Raw genomic sequence first — 18,568 nt, 5'->3', positions numbered from 1 at the left:
GGGTTACCGTTATTAAAAACGAGGCTTATAAAGCGGGTCTTAAAACCCGCCCCATAGTAGCAAGCCCCGTAGAACGCTTAATTTAAGCCTATCCTACGTTGAGAGCTGGAATAATATTGGGGTTTGCTTCTTGTTCCTGCCCGGGAATCGCGGCAGGTGAGGCGAGCCCCAGGTTGTTTTTCTCAAATACGCGATCAGCACGGTAGCTTGAACGTACCAGCGGGCCAGAGGGTACTTCCATAAAGCCTTTTTCCAGGCCAATCACGCGGTAGCGATCAAACTCTTCAGGCGTGACCCAGCGCTCCACCGATAGATGATTTTTGGTCGGGCGTAGGTACTGGCCAAGCGTGACAATATCGACGCCGATCTCACGTAAATCATCAAACGTTTGCAAAATCTCTTCGTCGGTTTCACCCAAGCCTAGCATCAGGCTGGTTTTGGTGATGATATCTGGGCGGTAGCGCTTGGCATGGGCAAGGACATCGAGGGTTTTCCGGTAACCAGCCCGCCGGTCACGCACTCTGCCTGTCAGACGTTCCACGGTCTCCACATTTTGGGCAAATACCTGAAGGCCTGAATCGACGACGCGTTCGATAGCGGCAAGGTCACCATCAAAGTCGGGCGTCAAGGCTTCCACTACCACATCGGGTGTGCGCACTTTGATCGCGCTGATGCAGTTGGCGTAGTGGGTTGCGCCACCATCGTCAAGGTCATCACGGTCAACAGAGGTCAGTACGATATAACGCAGCCCCATGAGCTCTACAGATTTGGCTGTATTTTCAGGCTCTTCGTGGTCAAGCCAGCCTTGGGGGTTGCCGGTGTCTACTGCGCAGAACCGGCAGGCGCGGGTACATACCGAGCCCATCAGCATGATAGTGGCCGTGCCATTGCTCCAGCACTCGCCCATATTGGGGCAGTGGGATTCAGCGCAAACAGTGCTTAATCGATGGGTCGCGACGTTTTTCTTGACCGCTTCAAAGCGCTCGCCACCTGGAATCTGTGCTCGCAGCCACTTGGGTTTGCGCTCAAGCTCAACAGAAGGGGCCTCTGGCTGCGCTTTGCGCTGCTTCATGCCATCCTTGATCACCGACATGCCATGTTCATTACGGTATTTTTCACCGCTGGACACGCGCTGCGAGGGGTTATTGCTCATAGTGACAGAGCCTCTCTTCTGTGCGGTAGGCCGAAGGCGTAAAAAAGGTTTAACCCCGTTCCAAGCCTGCCTATTGATACCTGGTTAATACGAAGTTTGCTCGATATTTTATCGCGCTAATGATGGCTAATGTAACATATCTCGCTGCCAACAAGACACCGTAAGCCATCACTCTCCTTCAGGGAGGAAGTATCGGCAAACAGGCTACCCCGTGGCTGGGTAAGGGGCTTGCGGGTGCCTGAAAGTGACGGCGATAGTCGGGTAAGTGTTCACGGATGAAGCTCAAAAACAACTCGGCGACCGGAGTGGGTAAGCGCTCTCTCGTATAGACCGTGCACCAAGAGCGGTGGATGGGAAAGTCCGGCAGCCCCAACTCAAAAAGTAACCCCTGCTCAAGCTCCAGCTGTACCGCCAAACGCGGCAGCACAGCAACACCTAAGTGAGCCATGACGCCCCCTTTAATTGCTTCATTAGTACCTAGCTCAATACCGTGGGGAAGGGCGACCTGCTGACTGGCCGCCATCTGCTCAAAAGCGTTGCGTACGCCGGAGCCGGGTTCGCGCATTAGCACGTAATGGCGCGCAAAGTCTGCTAACGAGGGTTGCGGCATCGAAAGTAGCGGATGCTCGGGCCAGACGACGGCGATCAGTTCGTTATCAATAATCGGCATCACTACCAAGCGATCGTCTTCAGGCACCATGGCCATGATAACCAAGTCATCCTGCTGCTCAGCCAATCGATCGAGTGCCTGGCAGCGATTGCACACCTTTAAGCGGACGTGTACCTCAGGGTAGTGAGCACGGAAGCGGGCAAGTAAATAAGGCACCACATATTGGGCTGAGGAAACCGCCGCGATGTTGAGTTCCCCGCTTATTTTGCCGTTAATATCCGATAGGTTCATTTCCAGCCGTGACAGTTGGCCAAAAATTTCGCGCGCTGAGTGGGCGAGGGTATCGGCGGCGGGAAGCGTGTGGAGCGTTTTACCCGCGTAGTTAAACAGTGACTGGCCCAGGGCCTGCTCAAGCTGGCGTATTTGCGCGCTCACCGCCGGCTGGGTTAGCCCCAGTTGTTCAGCCGCGCGTGAATAAGAGCGCTGCCGATGCACTGCCTGGAAGACCTGCAGCTGTCTAAATGTGAGGCGATTGAGCAGATTAGGGGATGACATGGCAACCTCGTAGTCAACGTCCTATATCGACGTAGGAATTAATATCAAAATCAGGCTTCATCGCCAGGGCAAAGCATGCTACCACTGAATCTTTGGCACTGCCTAAACATGGCCTCATTAGTCGCATAAGGCGTAATTATCAGGGTTAATGATCGACGCCGCGCACGTAGTGGCCTAGACTATATTGCATTGCAGCATCATTGCTTTCGGGTCTGGTGCCTGTGCATCAACCCAATGGGAGACCCTATGAACTTTCTTGCCAATCCTCTGACCACCTCTTTGTTTCCAGCCAGCGCTTTTACAAGCGCGTGGTCGAAAGATCAAAATGCTTCCACCGCGGTGCCAGGTGGCGAGGCGCTCTCAGCGTTGTTCGACCCGTTCGGATTTGGGCGCGCTGCCTTTGATTACTGGCGCGATAGTATGGAGCGCAGCGTTCTCTATCTGGACGTTATGCGCGAACGCGGTAATCAGTACCTCGAACATATGGAGCAAACCAAGCCCAATGTGTTGGGGTTCGATACCGAAGTGCTGATGGATGGTCGGACGCTGCCGCGGCCAACCAACTACGAACTGCTGCGCGTATTGCCCCATGAAGGAACAGAAATTGATCTGCAAAAGCGCCCGTTTGTAGTGGTTGACCCACGTGCGGGGCATGGGCCAGGGATTGGTGGGTTTAAGCCGGACAGTGAGTTGGGCGTGGCGCTTAAAGCGGGGCACCCTTGCTACTTTATTGGTTTTTTGCCATTTCCTGAGTCAGGCCAAACCGTTGAGGATGTGGTCGAGTCGGAGATCGCATTTTTACGCCATGTGATTGAGCTGCATCCCGAAACCACCGAAAAGCCGATGGTGGTGGGCAATTGCCAGGCGGGCTGGCAGATAATGATGGCGGCTGCCTTGGAGCCTGACGTTTTTGGCCCGATCCTGATTGCCGGCGCGCCGCTCTCCTACTGGGCGGGTGAGCACGGCAAAGCCCCCATGCGCTATACCGGTGGAATGGCAGGAGGCAGCTGGATTACGGCACTCACCAGCGATATCGGCGACGGCCTGTTTGACGGGGCGTGGCTGGTGCAGAACTTCGAGCGCCTCAACCCGGCTAATACCTACTGGAAAAAGCAGTATCACCTTTACGACAATATCGATACCGAAGCGGGCCGATACCTCGATTTTGAACGTTGGTGGGGTGGTCACGTCGTATTAGGCGGTGAAGAGATTCAGTATATCGTCGATAATCTGTTTGTCGGTAATCGGCTCTCTACCGCACAGTTGGTGACCCGTGATGGACGCCGAATCGATCTGCGAAATGTACGCTCGCCGGTCGTTGTGTTCTGTTCGCGTGGGGATGATATTACCCCGCCGCCTCAAGCATTGGGATGGATTCGTGATTTATATGAAAACACCGATGACATCATTGCCAATGAGCAAACCATCGTCTATTGCCAGCATGATACGACCGGCCATCTAGGTATATTTGTTTCGGGCAGCGTATCGCGCAAAGAGCATACCGAATTCACCGCCAATATGGATTACATCGACGTGCTGCCGCCTGGGCTGTACGAAACCACCATATCTCCGGCAGAGAAGGGCGAAGACGCTGAGCTGTTCGAGCGTGATTATCTGCTTGAATTTATGCCGCGTAACTTTGAAGAGTTAGATCAGGCAGTAATGCACAAGCCGGAAGATGATCGTCGTTTTGCCACCGTGGCGCGGATCTCAGAAATCAATTTGGGGATGTATCGTCTCTTTCTGCAGCCCTGGCTAAAAGCCATCATGACACCGGAAGCTGCCCGCTTGATCCGTCGTATGCACCCTATCCGTTTGGGCTACAAACTGCTTTCTGATCGTAATCCACTTTCGGTGCCGCTACCGGTAATGGCGGAAGCCGTGCGCAAAGATCGTCACCCAGTATCAGAAGATAATATGTTCAAAGCGCTTGAAACCATGGGGTCTGATCAACTGGTCGCCAGCCTCAATGCGATGCGCGATTTGCGGGATAGCAGCACCGAAAAAATGTTTATGGATATCTACGGCCAGCCGCTATTGCAAGCTGCTGTCGGTCTGTTTGGCGATGCCCACGTACACCGCCGCCGTCCAGGGGCAGAGCCCGAGCATCGTCGCTTTATTGAACAGCGTCAGGAAGAGCTGCGAGAAAAAATTGCTAAGGGCAGTGCCCATGAAGCGGTTATGCGCTCGCTTATCTATGTACTCGGTGGCGCCCCAGCTACAGATGAGCGTAACTTTAAGCGGCTACGCGCCTCCCGTGCGGAGCTTGAGCCTGGTATTGAACTGAGTGATTTTAAAAACTTGGTGCGCGAGCAGTTCTTTATCTTGAAGCTGGATCGTGAACAGGCGTTGAATTCGCTGCCTACTTTGCTAGCAGGTAGCAGCAACGACGATGTCGATGGCTATATTAGCCACCTTGAGCATGTGTTTGCCGCCAGCGGCGATCTTTCAGAGCATGCTGCTGAGCGCTTTGCTCAAATTAAAGCGCTGTTTGATAAGGCAAGACCCCGCAAATCGGTAGCGAATAAGCCCGCTGCGAGCAAGCCGACGGTGAGCAAAACGTCTGCGACAACTAAGCCTGCGGCTAAGCCCAAGGCTGCTATTGCTAAGGTGGCCGAAACGCAAACGACCTCGCCTGCGCCAGTGGCCAAGGAGCAGCCCGTGGTGAATAAGGAGTCCGTGGTTAAGGAGTCATCGTCTAAACCTACTGCGGCTAGCGAGTCGGCCAGTGAGCCGGCGGCTAAACCCACCAGCACTACCAAGCGTAAAAAGACGCCGCCTAAGCGCTAAATCAGTACATTAGCTCATTGCGCCCCCGCCTATTTGGTGGGGGCGCTTTGTTTGCCTGATTACCTTTTGGGTTGCTGTAATGTCGGTGGCAGTCTAGTGTCTAGCTACTATTTGTCTGAAATATAACCCTGGTTGTCTAAAGTCTATGGATTCTCCCTACGGCTTGGTTGCCACTGGCGCTTAGCTAAGGGCTGGGGTAGGGTAGGCGCATTTTTTCATCCGTATCTTTTTTAACGGGCAGTTTCATCCCGTCGATACGGCACCGAATTCAGAGCACGCGCTAGACAGTCCGTGCATTAGGAAAGTGGAGCACTATGGGCAAGTCACTGGTCATCGTCGAGTCGCCAGCGAAAGCGAAGACGATTAACAAATATCTCGGCAACGATTTCATCGTGAAGTCGAGCGTGGGCCACATTCGTGACCTGCCGACCAGCGGCTCAGGTAAGGCAGCCTCCGACCCCAAGGAGCGCGCGCGCCAGGCCGCAGCGACACGCAAGATGTCGGCGGAAGAGAAAGAAGAATATAAAAAACGTAAAAGCCAAGATCAGTTGATTCGGCGGATGGGGATTGACCCCAACAACGGATGGGAAGCTCGCTATGAGGTGCTGCCCGGAAAAGAGAAAGTCGTTGCCGAACTAAAGAAGCTGGCTGAGAAGGCTGACGCTGTCTACCTCGCAACGGATTTGGATCGCGAAGGGGAAGCCATTGCTTGGCACCTGCGCGAGACCATCGGTGGCGATGACAGCCGTTACAAGCGCGTGGTGTTCAACGAAATCACCAAAAACGCGATTCAAGACGCTTTCAAGGCGCCTGGCGCGCTCAATATCCCACGGGTAGAGGCGCAGCAGGCAAGGCGTTTCCTGGATCGCGTTGTGGGCTTTATGCTTTCGCCTCTACTGTGGGCGAAAGTAGCGCGCGGGCTGTCGGCTGGCCGTGTACAGTCAGTCGCGGTACGTCTAATTGTTGAGCGCGAGCGCGAAATCCGTGCCTTTATTCCTGAAGAGTTTTGGGATGTGCACGCGGATTTGGCCTCTCCCGAGGGTGAGCTGGTGCGCTTTGCCCTGGTTCGTCAGGATGGCAAGGCTTTTAAGCCCACCTCCGAAAAAGACACCCTGGCGCGTATTGAACAGCTTAGAAAAGCCAAGCTGGCGATTACCTCAAGGGAAGACAAACCCACCAGTTCAAAGCCCACGGCACCCTTTATTACCTCTACGCTGCAGCAAGCGGCAAGTGGCCGGTTAGGGTTTTCTGTGAAGAAAACCATGACCATGGCTCAGCGCCTCTATGAGGCGGGGTACATCACCTATATGCGTACCGACTCCACCAACTTATCGAAAGATGCGGTTGAGGGAGTGCGCAGCTATATCGGCGAAGAGTTCGGCGAACGCTACCTGCCAGAAGCACCTAATCGTTACAGTAGTAAAGAGAGTGCTCAAGAGGCCCATGAGGCGATTCGCCCTTCCAGTGTCGAGCGTAAGGCTTCCGATCTGGCTGGAATGGAGCGGGATGCCGAGCGTCTCTACGAACTGATCTGGCGTCAGTTTGTGGCCTGCCAAATGACCCCCGCAGAGTACCTTTCAAGTACGCTGAGTGTTGAAGTCGATGGCTACGAGCTACGTGCCAAAGGACGTGTACTGAAGTTTGATGGTTATACCCGAGTAATGAAGCCTAGTGGCAAAAATGAAGATCAGAGCTTACCGGACTTGCCAAAGGGTACGCCCATGGCGCTGGAAGCGCTCGATCCTCAGCAGCACTTTACCAAGCCGGCACCACGCTACACCGAAGCAAGCCTGGTCAAAGAGCTTGAGAAGCAGGGTATTGGCCGACCATCAACCTACGCTTCAATCATCTCAACGATCCAGGATCGCGGCTATGTGAAGTTGGAAAACCGCCGTTTCTATGCCGAAAAGCTAGGCGATATCGTCACCGAGCGATTGAAAGAGTCCTTCCCTGATTTGATGGACTTCTCGTTCACCGCCCGTATGGAAGATAGTCTGGATGAGGTCGCCGAAGGCGAACGCAACTGGCAGGCGCTGCTGGACGCCTTTTACGAAGAATTCCGTGAAGAGCTGGTCAAGGCGGAGAGCGAAGATGGCATGCGCCCCAATCAGCCAGTGGCGACGGATATTGACTGCCCAAGCTGTGGCCGTCATATGCAGATTCGTACCGCTTCCACCGGGGTTTTCCTGGGGTGTAGTGGCTACAATTTGCCGCCCAAAGAGCGTTGTAAAACCACCATTGACCTGATTCCTGGTGAAGAGGCGGTGGCCGAAGACGCGGGTGAAGAGGCCGAAACCAATGCACTGCGTGCCAAGCGTCGCTGCCCCAAGTGTGGCACGGCGATGGACAACTACCTAATCGATGAAACGCGTAAGCTGCACATCTGTGGTAACAGCCCCGATTGTGACGGATACGAAGTTGAAGGCGGCAAATTCAAGATCAAAGGCTATGACGGCCCGATCATCGAGTGCGATAAGTGCAGCTCTGAGATGCAGTTGAAGTCAGGCCGCTTTGGCAAGTATTTTGGCTGTACTAATAGCGAATGTAAAAACACTCGTAAGCTATTGAAAAGCGGCGAAGTAGCACCGCCAAAAATGGATCCGATCCCGATGCCGGAACTGGCTTGCCAAAAAGTTGACGACCATTACGTGCTCCGTGATGGCGCAAGCGGACTATTTTTGGCTGCCAGCAAGTTCCCTAAAAATCGCGAAACACGGCCGCCGCTGGTGAAAGAGCTGAAAGCGCATGCCGAGGAGCTGCCCGAAAAGTATCACTTCATTCTTAAAGCGCCGAGTGAAGATCCGGATGGTCGCCCGGCGCAAATCCGCTACTCGCGTAAGAGTAAAGAGCAGTACGTGATGACCGACGAGGAGGGCAAGGCCACAGGCTGGAAGGCCATGTTTGATGCCGGTAAATGGCACGTGGAGGACAAACGCAAGTGAATGCACGGTCACGAACCAACCAACTGCTCTACCAAGCGGAGCTGTTAGCCACCTTGCCCGCTGGGAGTGATGAGCATGCCCCTGCGCGGCAGATGGCGTTGGAAGAGAGTGCGCTGGCGCTTTTTGAGCTGGCGCTTGAGTCGCTGCTGCGCGAAGTTACCGAACACGCTCGGCTGTCGGAGCATCGCTGGACTGTGTTGCTGGCACAAGATGGCCCTGCTCTGGCCGAGCTGCAGCGTCTGCGCGACTTGAAAGCCCAGCCGGAAAGCTGGCTGAGTTGGTTGGAGGGTCAGCTTGAGCGCCTACATAGTGACGAAGGTGCTGCGCGGCGCGCAACTCACAACCCCGCTATGATTGCCGTGGGTAATCAAACCAGTTTGCGCCAGCAGCTGCTGGATAATCTTCAGGCGGCCAAGCGTGAAATAGGCGCGCTGCGCGAAAGCAGTCTGGAGTGGTAGTGTTTATTGTTATGCATCGCTCAAGTCGTCAAGAAAGGAGATCATGATGCGTTATAACCAGGTGAAAGATTTAATCGAATGGGCGGCGGGTTTTCATGCCCGGATGGCGCGACAGTATAGCGAAGCCGCTGAGGATGCTGAGAATGAGCGCTTAGAAATGGCGTTTAATTACTTGGCTAGCCGAGAGCTAAAAATGAAAACGGGGCTTGAAGATCTCTTCCACGATGGTTCCGACCATTCAGAAGTGCTGGAGTTATGGTTCGATGATTCCAGCGATTTTCCCCAACCGCCTGAGTTGGATCATTTGGCGGAACAAACGATCACCGGCACGATAGAGGATGCGATGAGAACTGCCACATCGTCGCATCAGCGTCTTCAAGCGCTCTACGAGCATCGCGCGGCACGAGCGAAAATTGAGCCTGAAGAGGAGTTTTTCAACGCCCTGGCTCAAGGACATAATTCCGAGATACGCAATATAATGGCGAGTATGGAAGAGTTGCAGGGCGTTTGATGGGGGCTCTATTAGTGGATTGTCGGTTACTGCCCTTCGGGGCGTCAGTCGTGTACATGACGAAATTGCTAACGGCGAATGTGGGAATAGGGTATAACAGCCACCAGATGCGCCGAGTCGGTCAACCACGGGCTAACTTGTTTCGAGAGCTGTCATGTTTTTAGTTAATCGCCGTCGATTTTTAGCCATGGTGTTGAGCTTGCCAGCCGTGGCCAGTGCTGCTGTTACTGCGCCCAACCAGGACACCGCCACCGATCTCGTAGAAGCGATGCTGAGTCGCGCCCATGTACCGCGTCATAGCAATGAACTGTGGGTGCTGGTGGACGACAAGGAAGCCACCCTTAGCGTGTTTCGGGGTAACGCGCTGCTGGAGCGGTTTGCGCCCATATCACTTGGCCGTGCTGGGGCTAAAACCCAACGGGTTCGCGGCGATAATGTGACTCCCATGGGGGAGTTTCATGTCAACCGCTTTAATTACGAAAGCCAGTGGCGTACCTTCATAGGCATTGATTACCCGACCCCAGTGCACGCTAGAATGGCGCTGGAAAAAGGGATTTATTCCCAAGCTGATTATGATGACTACTTCGACTACTATCGACGTTACGGTCGCCCCCCGCAAGATACCGCACTGGGTGGGGCGATTGGAATTCATGGCCTGGGTAGCGCAGACCCCGATATTCACGGGCGCTATCACTGGACTCAGGGGTGTGTTGCCGTTACCAACGATCAAATCGATCGCCTGGCAGCGCTAGTGGGTGTTGGCACCCGGGTAGTGATCCGTTAAGCTAACGCCGTTGATGGAAGTTCGAGGTTTTAAACAAGTGGCTATAGACAACCGCTGTGGTCTATTATAAAACAGCGTTTGACTTGCGTGCTTTGCAGCACAAGTCACTGAAAAGAACCTGCACCGCAGGTAGACAAATTTAAGCTAAGAACTTATTCTAATTTAAGTGACTAGCCTTACCTTTGTCATACCCTTAACGTAGTACCCAAGGACGACTCAAGGAGAACATTATGACTCTGAAAACTACTCTGAAGATGACTGCTGCTGCCGCTTCTCTGGCAATTCTTGCTGGTTGTGCTTCTACCAGCGCGCTGGAAGAAGTTCGCATGACTGCAGAATCTGCACAGGCTGACGCTGCAGAAGCACGCAGCATGGCTTCACAAGCTATGAACACTGCAAACCAAGCCCAGCGCGACGCGCAGGCTGCTCTGCAGATGTCTGAGCAGAACCGTGAAGAAATGAACCGTATGTTCCAGCGTTCCATGCAGAAGTAATTCTGCTTGGGCTGCTGAGGGAGTCGTCTGACTCTCTCAGTAGCTGCTGGAAGGAAGCTGTAGTTAGTTAATACGCCGTAGTAAGGCGCTGTAAATTAAAGCGTCAGACCAGTAGGTTTTTATACTAGCTACGCAAAAAACCCCGCCTTGGCGGGGTTTTTTGTTGCTAGGTGTTCGGTTAAGCGTCTTTATCGTCGCCAGTGGCGGCACTGAGCTTAAGCTCGTCAATCAGTTCAACAGGCTCGGGCTCTGGTTCAGGTGCCTGAGGGCCAAAGAGGGCGATAAATTGGCCGTCAGGGGCTTCTACGGCGCGCTGAATCCGTTCGGCGTCTATTTCAGTGTCATTGTCAGTCAGCGCAGTGACGCGCTCTAGGGCGTTGAGTAGCGGCTCAAAGCCTTCCGCGTTCTCTTCCAGCTGTGGGAAAGATTGTACAAACAGCGTGCCATCGGCTGCAAAGCCCGCTTTGAACGGTGCATCCATCAGGTTGACCTGAGTGCCGCTGGGTAAGCGTTCGTAGAGCGATTTGATGTCTTCCGGGTACATACGAATGCAGCCGCGGCTAACGCGCATGCCGACGCCATCAGGGCGGTTGGTACCGTGAATCAGATAGCTCGGCATGGCCAGTAGGATCGCGTGCTCGCCCAAGGGGTTGTCAGGGCCGGGCGGCACTATGGAAGGCGCTGGTTCGCCGCGTTCGGCTGCTTCGCGACGCATGGATGCCGGTGGAGCCCAGGCGGGGTCTTTCACCTTAACCGTGGTGCGGGTGATGCCTACGGGGGTGGCGAACTCTTCGCGCCCCACGCTAACCGGGTAGGTTTCGACAATGCCGGGCTTATCGGCCGGGTAGTAGTAGAGGCGTAGCTCAGAAAGGTTAATGACAACGCCTTCCCGCGGCGCAGGCGGAAGGATGTATTGGGCCGGGATCACCACTTCGGTACCTACACCAGGTACCCAGAGGCTGACGCCCGGGTTGGCCATGCGAATCTCTTCATAGCCAATGTTGTGGCGTCGGGCGATATCGATCAGCGTCTGCTTGGGGTCTTCGACAACGACGGTGTAGCGCTCCCCTATGACATCGCCTTCTTCGGGCAGGCGGAAGTGACCACGTGGTAGCTCATCCTGATCAGCAACCTGAGCGGCGCTATCGGCGGCGTCTATGCTGATTTCCTGTGCTTGCGCCTGTGGCGATTCTTCTGAGCTTTCTTGAGTCTGCTGCTCTTGCGACTGTGCCGGGCTGTCGGCTTGCTCGTCAGCTGGTTGCGCAAAAGCTGGGCTTACCAGACTAGCGGCGAGTAGCACGGCCAAGCTGGTAGGGCCCCAAAGGGTGGTAAAGGTATCGCGAATGTTCATGATCGTTCCTAATGTGTTAATTCACTGCTGATGCGCGTTGCTAGGCCACTGGGATCAATAAACGACTGTTGACCAACTGGGCCATGGCTACTGGCAAGTTTGCCCCAAGCTTCACGCCGCCGCTACTTTTTGGTTAAGGGTGCTAAGCAGGTTTTCAAGTTGCTGGAAGCGCTCATCGACACTTTCCATTGGTAATTCAAACCGTAAGGTGTCAGAGCCATCTAAACGGTAGTGCTTTGGTGACGTCTGGATGAGGGTCACCAGGGTTAAGGGATCCACCTGGGTGCTGCTATCAAACAGTACTCTGCCGCGGCTCTCGCCAGCCTCGATTTTGCTGATTCCCAGTTGCTCGGCACGGTGGCGCAGCTTGGTCTGGCGAATCAGGTTTTTCACCGGGTTGGGCAGCAAGCCAAAGCGGTCGATCAGTTCAACCTGCAACTCTTTTAGCTCACTATCGCTCTGGGTGTTGGCAATACGCTTGTACATCACCAGGCGCTGCTGAACATCGTGAATATAATCGCTTGGAATCAGCGCGGGCAGGTTGAGGTTGATTTCAACGCCGGTATTGAAGGGCGCATCGATATTGGGCGTTTTGCCCGCGCGAATAGCCTTCACCGCTCGATCCAGCATCTCCATATAAAGGGTGTAGCCGATGGTTTCCATCTGGCCGCTCTGTTCATCCCCCAACAGTTCACCCGCGCCACGTATTTCCATATCGTGGCTGGCCAGGGTAAAGCCTGCGCCTAGATCATCCGAAGCGCTAATCGCTTCCAGGCGCTTGATAGCATCCCGGGTCATCGCTTTGGGCGGTGGTGTTAATAGGTAGGCGTACGCCTGATGGTGACTACGGCCAACCCGGCCCCGCAGTTGGTGCAGCTGTGCCAGGCCAAATTTATCGGCGCGTTCGATAATAATGGTGTTGGCGCTGGGTACATCAATGCCAGTTTCAATGATGGTCGAACACACCAGCACGTTAAAGCGCCGATGGTAGAAGTCCGACATAATACGTTCCAAGCTACGTTCGGGGAGCTGGCCGTGGGCAACCGCTACCCGCGCTTCGGGGATCAGTTCACGAATCTGTTCGGCACTGTTTTCAATGGTTTTGACTTCGTTATGCAGTACATAGACCTGCCCACCACGCAGTATTTCACGTAGCAGGGCTTCCTTGATGATACTGGTATCGTGCTGCTGAACAAAGGTTTTAACCGACAGGCGGCGGGCGGGCGGCGTGGCGATAATCGACAGATCACGGATGCCACTCATGGCCATATTGAGCGTGCGCGGGATAGGGGTCGCGGTCAGCGTCAAAATATCGACTTCGGCACGCAGCGTTTTGAGCTTCTCTTTTTGCGCCACCCCAAAGCGGTGCTCCTCATCGATGATCAGCAGGCCCATTTTGGGCAGCTCAACGCTTTTGGCGAGCAGCTTGTGGGTGCCGATGACGATGTCGGTCTGGCCGCTTTTAATGCTCTCTAGCGTCTGGGTGACCTCTTTGCCGCTGGTAAAGCGCGAGATCAGGCCGATATTGACGGCGGTGTCGGCAAAGCGGTCGCGGAAGTTCTCGAAGTGCTGGCGCGCCAGCAGCGTAGTGGGCACCAATACCACCACTTGGCGGCCAGACTGTACGGCCAAAAATGCCGCGCGCATGGCCACTTCGGTTTTGCCGAAGCCGACATCGCCGCACACCACGCGGTCCATGGGCTGCGGTGAGGTCATATCGCTGATGACCGCTTCAATCGCCGCGTGCTGATCAGCGGTCTCTTCAAATGGGAAGTTGCCTGCAAAACGCAGATACTCCTCGCCAGGCGCCTCATAGACCACCCCTTGCTGGGCTTCTCGGCGGGCGTAGACATCCAGCAGCTCTGCGGCGGTATCGCGAATTTTCTCGGCGGCCTTGCGGCGGGCTTTTTCCCACTGATCCGAGCCGAGCTTATGCAGCGGGGCCAGTTCGTCACCGGCCCCGCTGTAACGGGAGATCATATGCAGGCTGTCGACAGGCACATAAAGCTTGGCGCCATCGGCATAGGAGAGCGCCAGGAACTCATTTGCCTGGCCGCCGGCCTCTAAGGTTTCCAGCCCTAAATAGCGGCCAACGCCGTGGGCCTGGTGAACCACTGGCGCACCTTCGCGCAGCTCCGACAAGTGGCGTACTGCAAGTTCATTGTCATCCGTGGCTTTTTCGCGCCGACGGCTCTGGCGTACCACGTCACCAAACAGCTCGGTTTCACTAATCACCGCAATGCTTGGATTATTTAGCCATAAGCCGCTGTCGACCAAACCTTCCGTAATCGCATAGGTATGAGCGCTAGCTAGAAAGTCGTGGAAGCTATTGGTATGTGGAAGCGAGAGCTTAAGTGGCGACAGGATCTCTTCCAGGGCTTCCCGGCGCCCCCGCGACTCTGCCACAAACAGCACCCGGGTTTGGGCATGGGAATGTAAAAACGCTGACAGCTCCGCTAATGGCTGCTTGGCGCGGGCATTGATAGAGAGCGTGGGGAGTGGCGCGGCTTCAGGCTGTTGTGCATGGCGCTGCTCGCTATCCTCGGTTAGCTCTATTCGCGGGCAGGCTTTGATCGCCGAGAATACATCATTGACCGGGAAAAACGCTCGGTGGGGTGGTAGCAACGGGCGGGTTGGATCAACGCCCAAATTTACGTAGCGGGCGTCAATCGACTGCCAGTGATGCTCCGCGGCATCAAACACTCCCGGCAGCAGTGCTACTCGTGTATCGTCGGTCAGGTGGTCAAACAGCGACGCGGTGTGTTCAAAAAACAGTGGCAAATAGTGCTCAAGCCCCGGCGAAGGAATGCCTTTCAACGCATCGTTATAAAGAGGGCATTGCCGCGGATCAACGTCGAACAGGGTTTCAAACTGCTCACGAAAACAGGCAATCGCGCTGCGGCTTAGCGAGTATTCGTGGGCGGGTAGCAATTCTAGCGATTCAAGCTTATCAGTCGAGCGCTGGCTGCCAGGGTCGAAGTGGCGCAGCGAATCGATCTCGTCATCGAACAGATCAATACGGATGGGCTCATCCATACCCATCGCAAACAGGTCAATCAGCGCCCCTCGCATAGCGTATTCGCCGGGCTCGTAGACCGTTTCGACAGCGCGATAGCCCGCTCGGGAGAGCGATTCCCTAAACGCTTCGCGATTCAAACGCTCGCCAGTTTTGAGTGTCATGACCCGTCCAGCAATGTACTCAACCGGGGGCAAGCGCTGCATCAACGTGTTGATCGGCACCAGCACAATACCGCGCACGCCATTTTGCAGTTGGCGCAGGGTGCGCAGCCTCGCAGAGACAATGTCCTGATGGGGTGAAAAGCTGTCGTAGGGTAGCGTTTCCCAGTCGGGGAAGGGCAGTACCGGTACGTCGCTATAAAAATAGAGATCCTGTTCAAGACGCTGCGCGCTGGCCGTATTGGGGGTGATCACCAATAGCGGAGCTTTCGCAGCAACGCGGGAGAGTGCCAGCGCAGTCGCGCTACCCGGCGGCGATGTCCAGTAGAGCGTATCGAGAGTCCCTTGGGGCTGGGGCGGTTCGAGCAGAGAGAATGTCGGCATAAGCAAGATATCGTTTTGCGCTGAAACGGAAGAGAGATCATACACGATCACCCGTTTCAGTTAGAGTGCCGCGGCTTAAGGTAGCGGGTTAATCTGTATTGAAAGGGGTTTTGTAGTGAGATTGGCATTCCTGTAATACCCCTACATGTTGTGCGACTATCCAGTCATTGCGACCACTGCGCTTGCCCCGGATAATGCACTCTCCCTTCCCACAACCTGATGAGGCCGCACGTGAGTCAGCAAGCGCTCGAAAACGTTTTTCAAGAATGGCAAGGCAACGAAGCCTTGGCGGAGCAGATGATCCCGTTAGTAGGACAGCTCTATCGTCAAAATAACGTCGTTGCCACCATGTTCGGACGTTCGCTTATTAAACGGTCGGTCATCCGCATTCTTAAAGACCACCGCTTCGTGCGCAAAATAGAAGGCACTGAGCTCTCCGTTGAGGATACCTACCCTATCGTGAAGGGGATGGTCGCTTTGAATCTTGGTCCTGCCCATGTGGATGTAGGTAAGCTGGCGGTGATGTTCAAGAACCAGGGCGGTGGCGATGTCGAAGCCTTCCTGCGTAAAGAGCTGCAAGAGATTATTGACGGCTACCAGCCGGGGGCTAGTACCGGGGAGCCGCAAGACGTGGTGCTCTACGGTTTTGGTCGTATTGGTCGTTTACTGGCACGAGTGATGGTGGAAAAGGCCGGGGGCGGTAATCTGCTGCGTTTGCGCGCTATTGTGGTGCGTGGCCGTGGAGATGTGGCTAAAGACCTTGAAAAGCGTGCCAGCCTACTGCGTCGTGACTCCGTGCATGGGCCCTTTGACGGCACCATCATGGTTGATGCAGAGGCCCGTACGCTGACGGTCAACGGCAATGTCATTCAGGTTATTTACGCCGATTCGCCCAGCGAGATTGACTACACCGAGTATGATATCGATAACGCGGTGATTGTTGATAATACCGGTATCTGGCGCGATGAAGAGGGCTTGGGCCAGCATCTGAAGTGTAAAGGCGCTGCCAAAGCGCTGCTAACGGCACCGGGTAAAGGTGATATTAAAAACATCGTGTACGGTATTAACCACGAATCCATTGGCGATAGCGATCTCATCGTCTCTGCTGCCTCTTGCACCACCAATGCGATCGTTCCAGTATTGAAGGTACTCAACGACGAGTACGGTGTGGTGAATGGTCATGTGGAAACCGTGCATGCCTATACCAACGACCAGAACTTGATCGACAACTACCATAAAGGTGACCGTCGTGGCCGCAGTGCGGCGCTGAATATGGTATTGACGGAGACAGGAGCCGCCAAGGCCGTATCAAAAGCGCTGCCTGAGCTAGAGGGTAAGCTGACCGGCAATGCCATTCGCGTGCCAATCCCTAATGTCTCTATGGCCATTCTCAATCTGACCCTAGATAAAACGACGGATGCCGTAGCGCTAAATGATTACTTGCGCCGTATGTCGATCGAGTCTGCCTACCAGAAGCAAATTGACTTTGTCGATTCAGCAGAAGTGGTGTCGTCGGACTTTGTGGGCAATCGTCATGCCGGTATCGTGGATGCTAAAGCTACCATCGCCAACGGCCATCATGCGGTCATTTATGTGTGGTACGACAATGAGTTCGGTTATAGCTGCCAAGTCGTACGTATTTTGCAGCAAATGTCTAACGTGCGGTTTTTAAAACTTCCTCGCTAGTTAAACTTAGCAAGGCCCGCATGCCGGGTGTTAGAGCTAAGAGAATGCGTTGACGCCACCTTCGGGTGGCGTTTTTTTGGTCTCAATCCCATCTTTTGCCAATGTATATAGCACTTTTGGTGGTCATCAGGGATGTGGTCATTGGACGCGCTTATCTTTATAATACGATGGATTTTTCGGGGTGGTTCAAGTGCTGCTTGGGCCGGACTGGTAACAATCTGAGCAGAAAATAACAATTCGCTGAGCAGAAAATAAGCATTCGAACCCCATACCTTCGTATATCCGATCCAACAACTGGGCGAGACTATGATCGAAGTCAAAAAAGGCCTGGATCTCCCCATCACGGGAGCGCCCGAGCAGCGTATTGAAGATGCGCGGCCTGTGCGCCACGTGGCAATCCTGGGTACCGACTACGTTGGCATGAAGCCGACGATGGAAGTCCAGGAAGGGGATAAGGTCAAACTGGGCCAATTGCTCTTCACCGATAAGAAAATTGCTGGTGTGCGTTATACAGCGCCCGCTGCCGGTGAAGTGCTTGCAATAAACCGTGGCGAAAAACGTCGTTTGCTGTCTGTCGTAATTAAAGTAGACGAAACTGAGGAAGCGGTCGAATTCGCTGCTCATGATCGTAATGCCTTAGCGCAGCTTGAACGTCAGGTCGTTGTCGACCAACTGGTAGAATCGGGACTCTGGACTGCATTGCGCACTCGTCCTTTCTCGCGCACCCCGGCCATTGATAGCACCCCGGCCGATATTTTTGTAACAGCCGTGGATACGCATCCACTAAGCCCTGATCCTGCGTTGATCATTAACGAGCAGCCGCAGGCATTCGAGGATGGCCTCAAGGTGTTAGCGCGCCTGACCGAGGGCAACGTCTTCCTATGTACAGGTGAAAATGGCGCGGGCGAAAATGCCTCAGTTCCGGGTGGCGATGTTGACGGCGTAAAAACCGAAAGCTTTGCCGGCCCTCATCCTGCGGGACTTGTCGGCACGCATATTCACTACCTTTCTCCAGTCGCACTGCACAAAAAAGTGTGGCACATCGGCTATCAGGACGTTATTGCGTTCGGTAAGTTGTTTGTAGAAGGGAAGCTGGATATGAACCGTGTGGTTGCCATTGGTGGCCCGCGCGCTGAGAATCCGCGTCTGATTCGTACCCGTATCGGCGCTAGTACAGATGAACTCCTGACCAACGAAGTCATCAAACCCGAAGACACTCGCGTTATTTCTGGTTCGGTATTCTCTGGCTTTGCCGCTGAAGGTAAGTTGACCTACCTTGGCCGCTTCAGCAATCAAGTGAGCTTGCTGGAAGAGGGCAACAAGCGCACGTTTATGGGTTGGCTGTCTCCTGGTGCTAATCGTCACTCGGTCTTGGGTATTTATATCTCCAAGATTAAGGGGCTGAGCAACTATGCGCCGACGACCTCTACCAATGGTTCCGAGCGTGCTATGGTGCCGGTAGGTGCCTACGAGCAGGTGATGCCGCTAGATATCATGCCGACTCAGCTACTGCGTTCGTTGATCGTGGGCGACATTGAGGTTGCCATGCAGCTTGGGTGTTTGGAGCTGGACGAAGAGGATCTGGCGCTGTGCACGTATGTTTGCCCTGGCAAATACGAATATGGCCCCATCCTGCGTGATAATCTCACCATGATCGAGAAAGAGGCCTGATA

General features: G+C 54.4%; 12 protein-coding genes. 8 read left to right on the top strand and 4 right to left on the bottom strand.

Annotated elements, in window-relative coordinates; genetic code table 11:
• Positions 1-88 precede the first annotated feature (88 nt).
• Positions 89-1,153: a lipoyl synthase gene (lipA, locus tag HZU72_RS16070; RefSeq protein WP_180093858.1), complete on the bottom strand. Its 1,065-nt coding sequence runs from the start codon at positions 1,151-1,153 to the stop codon at positions 89-91.
• Between the two features lie 178 nt (positions 1,154-1,331).
• Positions 1,332-2,318: a LysR family transcriptional regulator gene (locus HZU72_RS16065; RefSeq protein WP_180093856.1), complete on the bottom strand. Its 987-nt coding sequence runs from the start codon at positions 2,316-2,318 to the stop codon at positions 1,332-1,334.
• Positions 2,319-2,564: 246 nt separating this feature from the next.
• Between HZU72_RS16065 and HZU72_RS16060 the strand changes: the two genes are divergently transcribed.
• From HZU72_RS16060 to HZU72_RS16035, 6 genes are all read left to right on the top strand, one after another.
• A complete protein-coding gene (locus HZU72_RS16060; protein ID WP_180093854.1) occupies positions 2,565-5,108 on the top strand; it encodes a DUF3141 domain-containing protein in 2,544 nt (847 codons plus the stop codon).
• A 314-nt stretch (positions 5,109-5,422) separates the two neighbouring features.
• A complete protein-coding gene (gene topA / locus HZU72_RS16055) occupies positions 5,423-8,050 on the top strand; it encodes a type I DNA topoisomerase (protein ID WP_180093852.1) in 2,628 nt (875 codons plus the stop codon).
• Positions 8,047-8,508, top strand: coding sequence for a DUF6586 family protein (locus tag HZU72_RS16050; protein WP_180093850.1), 462 nt, complete (start codon positions 8,047-8,049; stop codon positions 8,506-8,508). Before topA ends, HZU72_RS16050 begins: the two co-directional genes overlap by 4 nt.
• Before the next feature lie 46 nt (positions 8,509-8,554).
• Positions 8,555-9,019 (top strand): ferritin family protein, encoded by a 465-nt coding sequence (locus HZU72_RS16045; protein ID WP_180094095.1) that lies wholly within the window; start codon positions 8,555-8,557, stop codon positions 9,017-9,019.
• 154 nt (positions 9,020-9,173) lie between these two features.
• Positions 9,174-9,803 carry a L,D-transpeptidase family protein gene (locus HZU72_RS16040; RefSeq protein WP_180093848.1) on the top strand — a complete coding sequence of 210 codons (630 nt, stop codon included), beginning with the start codon at positions 9,174-9,176 and terminating at the stop codon, positions 9,801-9,803.
• Between the two features lie 230 nt (positions 9,804-10,033).
• Complete coding sequence (locus HZU72_RS16035; protein ID WP_022523170.1) at positions 10,034-10,297, top strand: Lpp/OprI family alanine-zipper lipoprotein; 264 nt, start codon at positions 10,034-10,036, stop codon at positions 10,295-10,297.
• 178 nt (positions 10,298-10,475) lie between these two features.
• Here the strand turns inward: HZU72_RS16035 and HZU72_RS16030 are convergent, their stop codons facing one another.
• Together HZU72_RS16030 and mfd are read right to left on the bottom strand one after the other, a co-directional pair.
• A complete protein-coding gene (locus HZU72_RS16030; RefSeq protein ID WP_180093846.1) occupies positions 10,476-11,648 on the bottom strand; it encodes a L,D-transpeptidase family protein in 1,173 nt (390 codons plus the stop codon).
• 111 nt (positions 11,649-11,759) lie between these two features.
• Positions 11,760-15,209: a transcription-repair coupling factor gene (mfd, locus tag HZU72_RS16025; RefSeq protein WP_180093844.1), complete on the bottom strand. Its 3,450-nt coding sequence runs from the start codon at positions 15,207-15,209 to the stop codon at positions 11,760-11,762.
• A gap of 231 nt (positions 15,210-15,440) precedes the next feature.
• Here mfd and HZU72_RS16020 point away from each other — a divergent pair, with 231 nt between their 5' ends.
• Both HZU72_RS16020 and HZU72_RS16015 read left to right on the top strand, forming a co-directional pair.
• Positions 15,441-16,895 carry a glyceraldehyde-3-phosphate dehydrogenase gene (locus HZU72_RS16020; RefSeq protein ID WP_180093842.1) on the top strand — a complete coding sequence of 485 codons (1,455 nt, stop codon included), beginning with the start codon at positions 15,441-15,443 and terminating at the stop codon, positions 16,893-16,895.
• A 306-nt stretch (positions 16,896-17,201) separates the two neighbouring features.
• Positions 17,202-18,566: a Na(+)-translocating NADH-quinone reductase subunit A gene (locus HZU72_RS16015; protein WP_180093840.1), complete on the top strand. Its 1,365-nt coding sequence runs from the start codon at positions 17,202-17,204 to the stop codon at positions 18,564-18,566.
• Positions 18,567-18,568: the final 2 nt, after the last annotated feature.

Origin of the sequence: Vreelandella sedimenti (genome assembly GCF_013416325.1) — a bacterium.
Classification (GTDB): Bacteria; Pseudomonadota; Gammaproteobacteria; order Pseudomonadales; family Halomonadaceae; genus Vreelandella; species Vreelandella sedimenti.
Note: the sequence above shows the minus strand (reverse complement) of the source record. Positions and strands in the feature narration are given on the sequence as shown.